This window comes from Methanothrix sp. (assembly GCA_029907715.1).
Taxonomy (GTDB): Archaea; Halobacteriota; Methanosarcinia; order Methanotrichales; family Methanotrichaceae; genus Methanothrix_B.
The window spans coordinates 2,105-16,127 of record JARYLI010000012.1 but is presented as its reverse complement, the minus strand read 5'-3'; the positions used below and the strand labels follow the sequence as shown (position 1 = coordinate 16,127).

Genomic DNA, 14,023 nt, shown 5'->3' with positions numbered 1-14,023 from the left:
CATGCGCGAGGATTAAGATCTACCCAGCTCTCCAACACAAACCATGCGCTTTTATGTCGTGAAGATCGGTGGAAGCCTGATCGGATGCGCGAAGGAGATCGTTCTGAGGCTCTCCATTCTCGCTGAGAGCGGGTACGGCTTTCTGGTGGTTCCGGGTGGCGGCCCGATGGCGGATCTTGTGAGATCTCTTTATAACAGGGGAATGGTGAGCGACGAGGCCGCGCACTGGATGGCGGTTCTGGCCATGGAGGAGTACGCGTATCTCCTGACAGACGGGACTGGCGCAGAGCCTGTGGATGCTCTCTCTCAATCGCAGGGTGTTCGCGTCCTGAGGCCTTACAGGTATCTCCTGGAGAACGACAGGGGGCTGGAGCACAGCTGGGATTACACATCGGATGCCATCGCGGCGCTTGTGGCGTGCCGGCTCGGCTCGGATATGATAAAGGTGACGGATGTCGATGGGGTCATGATTTCAGGGAGGCTGGTGTCTGCTGTGAGAGCATCTGAGCTCATGGGGCATCGGAGCTGCGTGGATCAGGGCACTCTGAGGATAATCGAATCCTGTGGGACGAGATGCTTCGTCCTCAACGGCTCCGTTCCCGATGAGCTCATCGCGATGGTTGAAGAGCTGCCTGAGAGATGCCGCGGGACTGTGATATGGTAATCCGAGAATCCCTAAATACCTGCTTTATATTATATAAAATATAATCTATATAATCACTTAGCGACATGGGCAGATCGCAGAAAAGGGGGGGTTAATAGGAATACTCACCCGATCAAGGATGTGTTTGCGATCCACTGAATCTCCATGAATCCGCATATGCCAGGAATGAGATCGAACCTTGCCTCCCCATCATTTGGGCACTGAAACGTCTAAAACCGGGCTACCACTCCATGTTAAACCAATTGAGCGAAGCCTGATAGGCATCACTAATCGTTATCTTCCGGTTCCGTATGCCCAAAAATGGGGAACTCAGGATCAAATCATCCTGGAGCATGACAGAACTAACATCAGTTGGCATGAAACACAGGAAAACAGCGTGCATAACGCGAATGTTCGGCCCGCGGTTAACGGGCGACAAATGCATTTGTCATGCTTTTTGGGCATCTGCTGTTCAGATCGCAAAGTTTATAGCAGGACGTCAAGAAGGAGTGACCGGAGAAGCATGAAAGACGTACCAGAGAAGTGTATATCGTGCGGTGTTACCCTGCTTGGCACCGGAGGCGTCAGATTTCCATGTCCGAGCTGTGGTGTGATCATCGCCAGATGCAACAGATGCAAGAAGCAGAGCAATATCTACACATGCAAGAGCTGTGGTTTCACCGGTCCATGAGGTGTTGAAGATGGGAACTGTAGCCGCAAAGATCAGAATCATGCCTGAGAGCACTGAAATAGACATGGAATCCCTGAAGGAATCCATCAGGTCAGTTGTTCCAGCATCCGTAAAGCTCCACGCAATGGATGTGCGACCGATCGCCTTCGGCCTCAAGGCGCTGATAGCTGTTGTCCTCCTTGACGACAGGGCTGGCGGCGGGACGGCGGAGGTGGAGGAGGCGTTCTCAAAGGTGAAGGGCGTGGAGTCGGTCGAGGTCGAGGAGGTAGGCCTCATCTGACCTCCCAATTTGTGGGCACGTAGATCAGCTGGAAGATCGCTACCTTCGCAAGGTAGAGGCCGCGGGTCCGAATCCCGCCGTGTCCATCCAACTGTTTTTACAGGCCGATCGTCAGTTTCGACTCAGAGCTCAGTCTGGACTCAGCCGACAGCGTGAGAGTCTTTCAAGAGGGCAGCGAAGCATTCAGATCTGGATCAGCTCACCGCATGATGCTGCTCTCAAAAATGGGGGGCAGATCCCGCTGAACAGCGACACTCATTGCTCGAGTATCCTGTGCAGATGGAACTGATGCGGCCCCAGCTTGCCTCCGAAGTTCCCCGCGGATATCCTGATCACGCCGGGAACCCTGCAGGCAGCCCTGATCCCGACGCGCATCGCCTCCTCTATCGCCTCCCTGCTTATCCCGTTGATCACGATCTCGTACCCTGCAGTGACGTTCTCAGGAAGTGCGCAGACCCCCTGCTCCTTCAGGCTGGGGCAGAATGCAACATTCGTAGAGGCCTTCAGGAACTTGTACCTGCTCCCGACCTTGGAGCCGCTCGCGACCACGCCTCCCGGGAACGGCGTTATCGTCCCTCTGAGCTTGCTTATCGCATCGACCGCGGCCTCAGCGGCCATGAGCGCAGCAGGCTGGTTCTGCCCCAGAATGTAGAAGTTGCCGCCGGCTATCCCATCAACTGCCCCGATGGTCTCCTCCACGAGGAAATCACCCTCCATGATGGGGATCTTGCAGAACTTCCTGTTGCAGTACTCGATCTCGCACTGGTATCCATCTCCGAAGTAGCCCAGCTTCTTTCCTGTGTCGAACTGCCTCTCAGCCCCGGGCAGGCCGTTGAACACAGCTGTTGTAGGAGCTGTGAGGACACACTGGCCTATGCGCGCCAGGAGCGACGTCTCCAGGCTCTTCCAGCTCATGTTGCATATCTGTATGTATACCCCGGGCCTACCGTCAGGCGTCTCGGTGGTTGGAACAATACATTCTATTCCGGCCTCAGCAGGGCACATTATCACCGAGGTCCCGAAGCCGGTGGCCTCGCGGGCCGCCTCAAGCGCCCAGCGCTCACTGATCGCGGTTATCAGCACCCTCCCAATCTTTATCGGGAACGCCTCCGCGAACGTATCATCTATCTCCACACCATTAATCTCCATTCGGATCACCTTGGATTGTACACAGCAAGCTCAAAGCCATCTCCTTTCCTGAACGCAGCAGCAGAGCACACCGGACGCTCGAAGGGGAGGCCGAAGAGGGATCTAGCGATGCTCGATGCGCTAGTCCCCTCCATGGATACGGGCTCGAATCCGGTCTTCTCATACGTCGCCACCATCCATGCATCCCCATCATGAAGCTCGATCTCCCTGACGTGGATCTCATCGTGAGCCGCGATTCCCATGACCGCGCGCCGCCCTGAGACGACGCCGGCGATTCTAGGAGTCCGGAGATCATCCCTCTCGTAACCGTAGGCCACCAGGCTCAGGGCCACGGCGTCCAGAGGTCCTGACCCGTCCTCGATCCGGTCGAATATCATGTCTGTGTGATCTCCGTTCGATACGACCGCGAAATCATTCGAGGCTCTTATGCATGGATATGTTATGTAGGGGTTCTTCAGGAGATCGGATGGATCGAGAGGATGCACAAATATCGAGGATCCGGATGCAGTTGCCCTGCGGTTCGGGAAGGATCTGGATGAGACCCTGTAGCCCACCCAGACCCCATCGCCGGAGATTCCGACTGCGACTATTCTCCCGACGTACACGTGACATCTCCCTCATAAAGAAGTCCGAACTTCCGGGCGTTCTCATCAGCCATCTGCTGGAGGACCCGGATCATCTCATCTCCACCCTTCATGCGGAAGAGATGCCTGTACCTCCCCTGTGCCTTGAGGTAATCCTCAACAGGCCTCTTTACATGGATCTTCTTGACGCCAGCAAGCTCTCCGTTGACGTACTCGTAGAGAGGCCAGAGGCAGGTCTCGACCGCAAGCCGCGCTATCTCCACAGTGGTCCCAGCCTCGAACGACCAGCCTGTGATGCACGGCGCGTTGACCTGTATGTACGCAGGCCCTGGAATCGATATGGCCCTCTTCACCTTCCGCCTGAGGTCCACAGGATAGGCGACAGAGGCTGTTGCGACATACGGCACTCTGTGTGCGACAGCTATGGCGGGCATGTCCTTCTTCGGCCTCGGGTTTCCGAAGCTGACCTTTCCGGATGGCGTGGTCGTCGTTGATGTGCATGGAGGTGTCGAGCTGCTCCTCTGGACGCCTGTGTTCATGTACGCCTCATTATCATAGCAAACATACTTCACATTGTGCCCGCGATCGAACATGCCGGATATGCAGCCCATGCCTATGTCCAGTGTGCTGCCATCGCCGGCTATGACGAAGACGTTATGGTTTTTCCCGAAGTGATTGAGAGCGGCTTCTATTCCAGAGGCGACAGCCGCTGCATTCTCGAAGAGCGAGTGGATCCACGGAACCCTCCAGGCGCTCTCAGGATACGGTGTTGTCGTCACCTCGATGCATCCTGTTGGCGTTGCAACTATCGTGTTGGGTCCAGCGGCGTCCAGTACCAGATTGATCACAGTTGGCATTGAGCATCCTGCGCATGCCCTGTGCCCGGGTGCAAGTAGCTTCTCCATAAAGATCCTCCTAAAGCAGATCCTCTCTCAGACTTAGGAACTCCATCTCCGCCTCAATTCCCCTGTCACGCGCTGCGATCGCCTTGTCGACGACCCTGCGGATGTCCCTGACCGTTATATCTCTGCCTCCGAGGCCAGCGGGGAACCCTATCACGGGAACCCTTGCCGGCGTGTTGTAAAGAGCTGCCTTCAGGTCTGTGAGAAGCGCGCCCTCGTTTCCGACTGTGACATCCTTCTCAATGACAGCGACGACCTCAGCATCCTTCAGCGCCTTTCTCAGAGCCTCGGTCGGGAAGGGCCTGTAGCTCCTGATCTTCACAAGACCCACCTTCAGCCCCTCGCTGCGCATCATATCTATGCAGTCCTTGATGGTTCCGATGACAGAGCCCATAGTTACAATCATCACCTCAGCATCATCCGCGTGGTATGTGTCTATCAGCCCTCCGTACCACCGGCCGAACTGCTCCGCAAACTCCCTGGCTACGGTCTCTATCTTGTTGAGGGCACGCCTGTGGGCATCCCACTGCATGTATCTTAGCTCTGTGAAGTACGATGGGTCCGCGAACGCTCCGAAGGTCTTCGGGTTATTCGGGTCTAAAATGTGCTCTGGCCTGTACGGCGGCAGGAACCTCTCGACCTCCTCCGCGCTCATGAGCTCCACAGGCTCATAGACGTGAGTGAGTATGAACCCGTCCATGCAGACCATCACCGGCGTCAGGATCTCAGGATCCTCCGCTATCTTGTACGCCTGGGGTATAGCATCAGCCGCCTCCTGCACATCCTCAGCGTAAAGCTGAATCCATCCCGAGTCCCGGGCGCCGACGCTGTCCTGCTGGTCGTTCCATATGTTCAGAGGCGCGCTGAGCGCCCTGTTCGCCACGGTCATCACTATCGGCAGCCTCATACCGGCTGCATTGTAAAGCACCTCCCACATGAGGGCAAGCCCCTGGCTTGTGGTCGATGAGTAGCATCTCGCTCCAGCGGCGCTCGCCCCGACGAGTGATGACATCGCCGAGAACTCGGAATCGACGGTGAGAAACTCCGAGTCCAGCTCGCCGTCTGCGACGAACTGCGAGAGGTGCTCGACTATGTGGGTCTGAGGTGTTATTGGGTATGCGGATATGACATCGGGAGCGCAGCACTTCACTGCATGTGCAACTGCATATGAGCCCTCAACGACCTTCATCCTGGCCATTCTCTCCTTCAGGCTCATCTCTTCCTTGGCGATCATCTTCATTTCTCCTCCAGGACCATATCTATCGCCTTTCTGGGGCATTCATGAGCGCAGACCCCGCATCCCTTGCAGTAGTCCAGATCCGGAACGAACAGTCCCTCGATCTGATGTATGCATCCCTCAGGGCAGTATATCTCGCAGAGGCTGCACTTTATGCATCTCCTGTGATTCACAACCGGGACGAATGTCCTCCATCCCCCGGTCTTGTTAACAACAGTGCTGCCTGGCTCTGTCAGAGCTGCAACTGTGATCTTCATCTGGCGACCCTCTCATAGGCTGTTCTTATGGCTTTGATGTTCTTCTCACCCAGGCTGCCTGAGAATCTGGTGAGGATCGACCTCTCCAGGCTCTCCAGTTTCACCTCTCCAGTCGCCCCGCAGAACGCGCCGAGCATTGTTGTGTTGACTATCGGCCTCCCGAGGGTATCAATGGCGATTCGAGTCGCGTCTATGGTCACCACCTCAGCCTCTGTGTTCAGTTTGAGCGCAGAGGCGTCTTTATCAGTATTTATTATTATCTTTCCATCCGGCTTCAATCCACCTGTCACATTGACGACATCGAGCAGTGTGACGTCCTGCACGATGACGTAATCTGGCTCGTAGACCTGGCTTCTCATGCGTATCGGCTTGTCATTGATCCTGGCGAAAGCCAGCACAGGGGCGCCTCTGCGCTCAACCCCGAAGGCGGGAAACGCCTGTGAGAACCTGCCGTCCTCGAAGGCTGCGATGGCGATCATCTCCGCAGCGGTGACCGCTCCCTGCCCTCCTCGCCCGTGAAACCTTATCTCCTTCACCTGCAGACCTCCTCTCAAGCCGAGAGGCATCAACCAGATAAAGCATTTTCGCGCAGAACGGATCATGGCTCTGTGGTGGACTGGAAGCAGATAAATAATTTATAAAAAATAAAAATTTAAACTGGCTGCACTGTGCAGGTTTACCGGTCTGATCTTGTTTCTCCCATGATCTGAAGCAGAAGCCTTCTGCGCCTGGGTCTGTTGTCCATATCAATAAAGACCATCTGCTGCCATCTGCCGAGGGCGAGTTCGCCGTTCACCACAGGCACTGTGAGGCTTGGGCCGATGAGCGATGCGCGGATGTGGGAGTGGCCGTTGCCATCGCCCCATCTCCGGTTGTGCTCGTACTCCTCACCCTCAGGGGCGACCCTCTCGAGCGCTCTGCGCATATCAGCCACCAGCCCGGGCTCATACTCAATCGTCGTGAGAGCGCCTGTGGCGCCAGGCACGAAGACAACCACAATGCCATCTGTCAATTCGCTGCTCCTGACGGCATTGACGACCATCCGTGTGATGTCCACCACATCAGCATCGCCCTTTGTCTCGAACTCGATGTGTCGTGTTTCGATCATAATGATCCGCATAAGGGAACAACGCAGGCGGTTTCGGTGCTCCAGCAGGAGGTCAATTTGTCAGTGTTGCTCTCACCATCTATACTCTCACCGGCCATACTATCAGCTCAGAAAACGCTTTATGGCGCATGGTCACCCTTGGATGGAATGGTCTGCATCCGATGATATTTTCGTGCCATTCCATCAGGAGCAGAGCGCAGCACTCAGCTCCTTTATCCGCTCCTCTATCACCTCTACGATTGTGCTGTTCTCCATGTACTCCAGGCTGCCCTGGCAGAACGGGCATGTGAAGTTGTTCTCGCTCGCCTCCTCGAAAACAAATCGGGCGCATCCGTTCACACATGCATAGAAAACATGATCCTTCTCGTAGCGGAGCCTGGCGTTGAGCTTGTTTATGAGCTTCCTGACCTCTGCCTCAAGCGCGCTGTCCAGGCTCTCAGGACAGAGCTTCCAGAGATACGTGAGCCATCCGCTGTCCGGGTCTCTCTTTCTCCTGTAGACTGCCAGCCTGTGCTCGTAGAGCAGATAAAGAGATCTTCTCACCGTATTGAGGCTTATCCCCGTGATCTCGGCGAGGTGCTCATCGGTCACCTCATCCTCTGGCATGGCCTCGACGATCCTCAGACCCTCCTCGCCAACGATCTTTAGCAGATATGCCCTGTGGATGGGATTCTCCACTGCTACCACTGGATCACCACTTGCAGTCTCTCTGAATTACAAAACAAACGATCTATTATATACTCCTGATTACTTATAAAGCTTCGCAGACTCTGTCGGAATATATTTTATGTTTTGGAGCAGGCCGGTGAGCATTTGAGCATCCAGTCGCTGCAACTACACGAGTTCGGCGCATGTGAAAGAGGAGGTCGTGTACTCGATTCATTGAACGTCTCTCAGGAATGATGATCGTTCGCACCACACCTCATAAATCTTGTGCTGCCACATGCTGTTGATCTCAATGATATGAGCACACGACCAGAGAGGAGGCATCACACCAGTGTATGCTGATCTCAGACAGCCATTACCATGAAAGAGCTCGATTGCATCGTGATTTTTACAAATCCTCGCACTCTAAATGTATTTGCTCAATATCGTGAGCGTACTTGAGTTACTGATCAAGTGAGGCCCTATCATCGGCCATAGTCGTTTATCCAGAAATCCGCCAAGAGGGCAATTTACCTCAACATATTGAGCATGTTCCTCTAAAGCCCTACCAGGAAGCACTTTCATCCTTCTGGCACGTCTTTCATTGCATCCTCTGTTTTCAGCGATTATAGTATTCCGTATAAGTTGATATAATATTGCACGCAACATAAAATCATTTATGAAGTATGACACATCCAGTAGCTTTTAAATGGATTTACATGAAGTGGCGCAAAGAACTATAGATCCGCCAATCTGCCTCCGGACTGCTGTATTGAATAATGTTTGAGAATCCGATAGCATGTGGCCAATTCATACTGATTGTAATTATAGTAAAAATCGATGGCGTTCGACCTTACAGGCCTTAATTATAGTATTCCGCATAAGTTGATATAATCTCATATGTCACATAAAATCATCTATGAAGTATGACATATCCAGTAGCTTTTAAATGGATTTACATGAAGTGGCGCAAAGAACTATATTCAACACAGCATCCCAGACAAAATCTTTTTATCGTATCATCGCTGCTACGAGATCTCCCGTTAATCCTGGAGGAGAATGTCACCGGAAGAGGGCAGTTCCGTCATAGATGCGCTGAGGGATATAGTCGGACCCAGGGCCTCGAACTCGCCGGCCGAGCTCTGCTGCTACTCCTGCGATGCATCTCAGGTGTATGGTCTACCGGAGTACGTCGTTCGACCTCTGACGACAGATGAGGTGTCCAGAATCCTCAGGCTTGCATATGAGCACGAAATCCCCATCACAGCCAGAGGCGCGGGAACAGGTCTAGCTGGCGGAGCAGTGCCTCTCAGAGGTGGCATAGTTCTCGACATGTCCGGCATGAATAAACTCCTGGAGATAGATGTGGAGAACCTGCAGGTCCATGTGGAGCCCGGGGTTGTTGTTGAGCAGCTCAACAGAGCTCTGAGGCCCCACGGCTTCTTCTTTCCGCCCAACCCGGGGAGCTCCAGCGTCTGCACGATAGGCGGGTTGATCTCAAACAACGGAAGCGGCATGAGATGCGTCAAGTATGGCACCACCAAGAGCTATGTTCTTGATCTTGAGGTCGTGCTGGCCGACGGCACTGTCATCAGAACAGGCTCCAAGGTCCTGAAGTCATCCGCCGGTTATGACCTGACGCGACTGATGGTCGGGGCAGAGGGCACTCTTGGGGTCATAACAGCCGCGCGGCTCAGGATCGTGCCCCTGCCTAAGAGACGAAGGCTGGTCATGGCATCCTTCGAGAGTTCTGAGCTCGCAGGCATGGCTGTTGTGAAGACATTCTCCGCAGGCATCGTGCCATCCGCATGCGAGATACTGGACAGCACGACCGTAAAGGTTCTCAGGCGGTGCGATCCAAAAATAGTGCTTCCAGATGGTGATATCATACTATTTGAGGTCGATGGAACAGACCTCTCGACAGCCGAGGATGCGAGAAGGGTATCGGAGGTGTGCACAGGCCTGGCGCAGAGCATCAGAATCGCATCCGACGATAGGGAGATGTCGGAGATCTGGGCTGCGAGGGAACTGGTTGGCGCTGCGATCTCCAGGCTCGATCCATCGAAGAGCCGGGTCTATGTAGGAGAGGACGTGGGGGTTCCGATGAAGGAGATTCCCACTCTGATGAGAAAGGTTCAGGAGATATCGGACAGCACCGGCATCCCGGCGATGAAGTACGGGCATATCGGCGATGGCAACCTGCACGTCGCGTGGTTCATAGATGTGAGCAGTGAAGAGGAATGGACCAGGCTCAGAAGAGCTGCAGACATGATACACAGAGCTGCCATAGAGCTCGGCGGGACTGTAAGCTCGGAGCATGGCATCGGCGGGTCAAGAGCTGGATACATGGAGATGCAGTGGGGGACATCTTTGGAGATCATGCGCGCGATCAAGCGCGCTCTGGATCCTAAGGGGATACTTAACCCGGGCAAGCTGGGTCTGTGAGGTGATGTCGGGTGATCGATATCGACCAGGTCAGGCGATGTGTGAGGTGCGGTGCATGCCGAGCGGTCTGTCCCAGCTTCGAGGTTCTGGGATGGGAGTCCTTCAACACCCGCGGGAGGATGATTCTGATCAGGAAAATCCTTGACGATATGGATGGCGCATGGGCGCTCGACAGCCTCGGGACGTGCACCACGTGCGCTCTCTGCTCTCAGATGTGTCCTGCTGGAGTCACCCCCTCGAGGCTCGTGGAGGATGCGAGGAGGGTGCTCGCATCCAGGAGTATCACGGGAGCCTGGCAGATCGAGCTGCGTGACAGGATCTCATCCACAGGGAACAGTCTGGGGGAGGTGGGGCGGAGGCACAGCTGGCTCAGAATGCTCGGGTCGGACGCTTGCTCAGATGTAAAGGCAGACCAGGTCTACTTTGCAGGATGCATGGCCTCCTACAGATACCCCGAGACCGCAGCGAGGACGTTCGGGATTCTGAGAGGATTCGGTGTCTCGCTCCTACCATCAGAGCGGTGCTGCGGCTCTCCGCTTCTCAGAACCGGCCTGGATGCCTCGGAATGCATGGAGGAGAACCTGCGCCAGATAAACGAGATGGATGTTGATGTTGTGATAACAGGATGTGCCGGATGCTACACCACACTCAAAAACGATTACGGTCTGAAGGTCATGAGCGTGGCGGAGTTCCTGGCCTCTCGCGTATCCGAGCTGGAGATCAGGCCTCTGGATCTCACGGTCACCTACCATGATCCGTGCCATCTCGGCCGCGTGAACGGCATATTCGACCAGCCCAGGAAGGTCATAAAGGAGATCTGCGAGCTGGAGGAGATGAGATACAGCAGAGAGCTCGCTAGATGCTGTGGCGGAGGGGGTGGCGTCAGGGCCGGATACAGGGATGTATCTCTTGAGATAGCGCGAAGGCGTCTCGATGATGCGCCTCCAGAGGCGAACTATATAGTGACAGCATGCCCGATGTGTGTCAGGAACCTGAACGAGGCAGGGGGCCACGGCAGGGTCATCGATCTCGTGGATCTCGTGGCGATGGCGTGCAGGAGATGAGATGGAGGGCATGGGCTCTGAAAGCGGCTATTGGAATACTGTGAAAGTGCTCACGTACGAAGGTATCGTCGGGGAGATACCGGTTCTGGAGATCTTCTTTATATGGGATTGTTTGCTCGCGAGACCCGTAGACAACAAGAGGGAAAAGTGGCCATCTGGAGGATCCAGAGCGGAGGGGAGATTCTGACATGGAACAGCCAGGCGGGTCTACACGAGGCTGAGCGTTGGTCGAGCGATCGGAATACTAAAACGCTCTCGCTCTTATCCATCTGATGACTTGCCTAAAGAGATATTGGGTCCTGCTATGCCATCCATGGCAGATAAATGAGGATTCCTATAAGCCACCCATTAAAATCTTTATATACTTTAGATACTATTATTAATTATTAATTCTTTTATGGATTGGGCTCTTTTTGAGCTTAAGAAGAAGGACGCGGCACGCAAGCGAGACACGAAGCTTCTTCAGGTCTCAGAGTTGATAGACTAGGAGAGTATACGTGTGCATCTTGAAGTGATGTACGATAACAGGAGTGAGCGGGGAGGCAGGCCGAACTGCGATGTGATAATGATGTTCAAGGTTCTGGTACTTCATCAGTGGTATGGCTTGAGCGAAATGTAGGCTGAGAGGCAGATCGCGGACAGGATCTCATCCATGGAGTTTCTCGGCTGGCCGGCTGAGATTCCGGATTCCAGGACGATATGGCTGTTCAGAGAGCGTCTCAGCAGAACCGGTATGCACGAGGTTGTCTGGGCTGAGTTTCAGAGCCAGCTCGATTCGATGGGTCTGAAGGTTGTGAGTGGGACTGTGCAGGATGCAACTTTCATCGAGGCGGATCCTGGAAGCTCAAAAAAGCCACGCGGTGACGATGCAAAGACGCGTCGGAGCAGGGATGGGACGCGGGCCAAAAAGGGCAATGAGGTCCACTTCGGATACAAGCTACATCAGAAGACAGACCTCAATTACAGCCTCATAAGGGATATAGATACGTCTACAGCTTCGCTTCACGATAGCCAGATAGATCTATCCACAGAGAACGAAACCGTCTTCAGAGACCGAGGATACTCCGGCGCAGAAGCTAAAGGTATCGATTACACAATGAAAACGCAAACCTCCCAGGAAACCTCTTGGAGAATTCGATAAAGAATACAACTGCTGGATAAGCAAAATCAGAGCACCATGCGAACGACCTCATGCCGTGATAAAGAGAGTCTTCAACGCAGGCACCGTGCTTGTTACCACAGTCAAAAGAGTGCACGTGAAAATGGTGGTCAATGCTATCGCTTATAACCTCTACCAGCTCTGCACACTCAAAAATGCCAGCATAATTTGAACCTAGCGGAGGCTATCAAAGTAAATACCAAAAAACATGGTAAAAACATGGCAAATCAGGAAAATTCGGACCCAAATATGCCAGATAAACAATCAAAGCCAGGTGACGAGCTGAAGATAAGTGTAAATAGGAATCCTCGAATGATTACAGCAGCAAAACCACACAGCCTCCAAGTTACCAAACACATAAGAGCGTGGTAGACTACCCAAAGTCAGGATAGCTGCGAAAATTATTTATCGATGGTCGGGGGAAAAGAACATGCTCAATCCGTTGAGGTAAATTGCCCTCTTGGCGGATTTCTGGATAAACGATCATGCCCGATGATAGCGGCTTCACTTGATCAGTAACTCAAGTACACTCACGATATTGAGCAAACTATCGAGCAAACACAGGGAAAACTAAAGAAAGGAGGGTATTGTAAAGGGTATTGTAAAGTTACAAATTAATATTAATGGTGGCAAAGCGTCATCATGAATAAATGGAGGGCGCTCTTATCCATCTGATAACTTGCCCGGAGAGGCAGCAGTCATGCTATGCGCTCCTGGTGAGCGGATGAGTGCATTCAGCAACCTACCGCATGACCTCCAAGTTGCTGGATACATAAGAGCGATGGAGGTATATTGGAGGTATATAAATGCAGGCACTCAGGAGACCATCCGGGTGATTTAGCAGGGAAGTGGGTGCATGACGAAAAGGTCCACAATGCATACGAAAAGTCAGTCTCAACAAAGAGCTCCAATAACACGTGGGCGTGGGACTCTATGGCTATCGATTTCTATCTTATTATCGTTTAAAATAAACGCATTTCGCTCTTATGTAATTAGCAACTTGGAAGTCTTGCAATATGGTTGTTGGAAGCACTCTTTCAATCGATACGAACACAATATCAGAACCAGTGCCTATTCTGACAAGTCGCCAGATGAATATGAGTGATATGAGTGAAAAATTTATGGGAGACAAACCTTCCAGACCAACTTAATGGAGGATGACTGCCTAAATGCACGCCATGGAACTTTTTTTAATAACAATATTTTCTTTTGTTTTATTCTTGACATTTTTTATCATCGATTTAAAACATCGTCGTATCTTACAATCGATTTCATCATTATTGATATATCTTTCTGGGATTTTCGCAATTTACAATGAAAAGTTACTTATTTATAAAGAAATATTGATGATGTCATATACTTCTTTGTGGTTTTTATTAATAGCATATATTTATTCTGAATATATTATAAAAACTTTAACTTGGTTATATGGAGTAATAAAGTCGGCTTGGTGTACGGGGCTGGGGAAGGCGATATACCTTACCTACATCCTGGGAATAATATGTGTGGCATTATTGGTATCAGACGAAATACCTCCAGATGCTATTGTTAGCCGGATAGTCGAAACCACCGGCATGTCAACATTTGCCATTCTTTTTATAGTATTATATACTTTGGCGGCTTTTTTAATTTCCATATATATTCAATTCTTTATCTGGATATTAACCAGAGTAACTGTATTTATTAAATATCTCTTAGCAGGATTGATTTCAATCCTGAGCAAAACCTGGCACCTAATAAAAGCTGCAATATCACATATTTTATTGGCCATAAAGGGCGCATTAACTTGGTTATATGGAGTAATAAAGTCGGCTTGGTGTACGGGGCTGGGGAAGGCGATATACCTTACCTACATCCTG

General features: G+C 52.4%; 15 protein-coding genes, 1 tRNA gene and 1 pseudogene. 9 read left to right on the top strand and 8 right to left on the bottom strand.

All coding sequences use genetic code 11. From position 1 onward, the window contains the following. The first annotated feature begins 43 nt into the window (after positions 1-43). The 4 genes from QHG98_07610 to QHG98_07595 all read left to right on the top strand — a co-directional run bounded on the left by QHG98_07610 (position 44) and on the right by QHG98_07595 (position 1,700). Entirely contained in the window at positions 44-664 is a 621-nt protein-coding gene (locus QHG98_07610; protein ID MDH7597583.1) for a uridylate kinase, read from the top strand. 502 nt (positions 665-1,166) lie between these two features. Then, positions 1,167-1,334, top strand: coding sequence for a zinc finger domain-containing protein (locus tag QHG98_07605; GenBank protein MDH7597582.1), 168 nt, complete (start codon positions 1,167-1,169; stop codon positions 1,332-1,334). A 10-nt stretch (positions 1,335-1,344) separates the two neighbouring features. Beyond that, positions 1,345-1,614, top strand: a complete 270-nt coding sequence (locus QHG98_07600; protein MDH7597581.1) for an elongation factor 1-beta — start codon at positions 1,345-1,347, stop codon at positions 1,612-1,614. A 13-nt stretch (positions 1,615-1,627) separates the two neighbouring features. After that, positions 1,628-1,700, top strand: a tRNA-Ala gene (locus tag QHG98_07595). A 169-nt stretch (positions 1,701-1,869) separates the two neighbouring features. Here QHG98_07595 and fhcD read toward each other — a convergent pair. The 8 genes from fhcD to tfe all read right to left on the bottom strand — a co-directional run bounded on the left by fhcD (position 1,870) and on the right by tfe (position 7,538). After that, complete coding sequence (gene fhcD / locus QHG98_07590) at positions 1,870-2,763, bottom strand: formylmethanofuran--tetrahydromethanopterin N-formyltransferase (protein MDH7597580.1); 894 nt, start codon at positions 2,761-2,763, stop codon at positions 1,870-1,872. A 5-nt stretch (positions 2,764-2,768) separates the two neighbouring features. Next, entirely contained in the window at positions 2,769-3,368 is a 600-nt protein-coding gene (locus tag QHG98_07585) for an IMP cyclohydrolase (GenBank protein ID MDH7597579.1), read from the bottom strand. Next, complete coding sequence (locus QHG98_07580; protein MDH7597578.1) at positions 3,350-4,252, bottom strand: thiamine pyrophosphate-dependent enzyme; 903 nt, start codon at positions 4,250-4,252, stop codon at positions 3,350-3,352. Before QHG98_07580 ends, QHG98_07585 begins: the two co-directional genes overlap by 19 nt. A gap of 10 nt (positions 4,253-4,262) precedes the next feature. Next, a complete protein-coding gene (gene porA, locus QHG98_07575; protein ID MDH7597577.1) occupies positions 4,263-5,483 on the bottom strand; it encodes a pyruvate synthase subunit PorA in 1,221 nt (406 codons plus the stop codon). 2 nt (positions 5,484-5,485) lie between these two features. Beyond that, a complete protein-coding gene (locus QHG98_07570; protein ID MDH7597576.1) occupies positions 5,486-5,743 on the bottom strand; it encodes a 4Fe-4S binding protein in 258 nt (85 codons plus the stop codon). Then, on the bottom strand, positions 5,740-6,279 hold the full coding sequence (locus QHG98_07565) for a pyruvate ferredoxin oxidoreductase subunit gamma (protein ID MDH7597575.1): 540 nt from the start codon (positions 6,277-6,279) through the stop codon (positions 5,740-5,742). The genes QHG98_07570 and QHG98_07565 overlap by 4 nt, the downstream gene beginning before the upstream one ends. 140 nt (positions 6,280-6,419) lie before the next feature. Beyond that, complete coding sequence (locus QHG98_07560) at positions 6,420-6,851, bottom strand: secondary thiamine-phosphate synthase enzyme YjbQ (GenBank protein MDH7597574.1); 432 nt, start codon at positions 6,849-6,851, stop codon at positions 6,420-6,422. Positions 6,852-7,034: 183 nt separating this feature from the next. Continuing rightward, positions 7,035-7,538, bottom strand: a complete 504-nt coding sequence (gene tfe / locus QHG98_07555; protein MDH7597573.1) for a transcription factor E — start codon at positions 7,536-7,538, stop codon at positions 7,035-7,037. A gap of 1,017 nt (positions 7,539-8,555) precedes the next feature. Between tfe and QHG98_07550 the strand changes: the two genes are divergently transcribed. The 5 genes and pseudogenes from QHG98_07550 to QHG98_07530 form a co-directional block, all read left to right on the top strand. Further along, on the top strand, positions 8,556-9,941 hold the full coding sequence (locus QHG98_07550) for an FAD-binding oxidoreductase (GenBank protein ID MDH7597572.1): 1,386 nt from the start codon (positions 8,556-8,558) through the stop codon (positions 9,939-9,941). 11 nt (positions 9,942-9,952) lie between these two features. Beyond that, a complete protein-coding gene (locus QHG98_07545; protein MDH7597571.1) occupies positions 9,953-11,005 on the top strand; it encodes a (Fe-S)-binding protein in 1,053 nt (350 codons plus the stop codon). Between the two features lies 1 nt (position 11,006). Continuing rightward, positions 11,007-11,192 carry a hypothetical protein gene (locus QHG98_07540; protein MDH7597570.1) on the top strand — a complete coding sequence of 62 codons (186 nt, stop codon included), beginning with the start codon at positions 11,007-11,009 and terminating at the stop codon, positions 11,190-11,192. Between the two features lie 198 nt (positions 11,193-11,390). Beyond that, positions 11,391-12,336, top strand: a pseudogene (locus QHG98_07535) (IS5 family transposase). Positions 12,337-13,510: 1,174 nt separating this feature from the next. Further along, the coding region (locus tag QHG98_07530; GenBank protein ID MDH7597569.1) for a hypothetical protein at positions 13,511-14,023 on the top strand (513 nt) is incomplete at its 3' end.

Coding starts and splice junctions, on each gene's coding strand:
- QHG98_07580 (MDH7597578.1), bottom strand. CDS start 4,252: ATGGAGAAGCTACTTGCACCCGGGCACAGGGCATGCGCAGGATGCTCA.
- QHG98_07600 (MDH7597581.1), top strand. CDS start 1,345: ATGGGAACTGTAGCCGCAAAGATCAGAATCATGCCTGAGAGCACTGAA.
- porA (MDH7597577.1), bottom strand. CDS start 5,483: ATGATCGCCAAGGAAGAGATGAGCCTGAAGGAGAGAATGGCCAGGATG.
- QHG98_07610 (MDH7597583.1), top strand. CDS start 44: ATGCGCTTTTATGTCGTGAAGATCGGTGGAAGCCTGATCGGATGCGCG.
- fhcD (MDH7597580.1), bottom strand. CDS start 2,763: ATGGAGATTAATGGTGTGGAGATAGATGATACGTTCGCGGAGGCGTTC.
- QHG98_07605 (MDH7597582.1), top strand. CDS start 1,167: ATGAAAGACGTACCAGAGAAGTGTATATCGTGCGGTGTTACCCTGCTT.
- QHG98_07570 (MDH7597576.1), bottom strand. CDS start 5,743: ATGAAGATCACAGTTGCAGCTCTGACAGAGCCAGGCAGCACTGTTGTT.
- QHG98_07550 (MDH7597572.1), top strand. CDS start 8,556: ATGTCACCGGAAGAGGGCAGTTCCGTCATAGATGCGCTGAGGGATATA.
- QHG98_07540 (MDH7597570.1), top strand. CDS start 11,007: ATGGAGGGCATGGGCTCTGAAAGCGGCTATTGGAATACTGTGAAAGTG.
- QHG98_07560 (MDH7597574.1), bottom strand. CDS start 6,851: ATGATCGAAACACGACACATCGAGTTCGAGACAAAGGGCGATGCTGAT.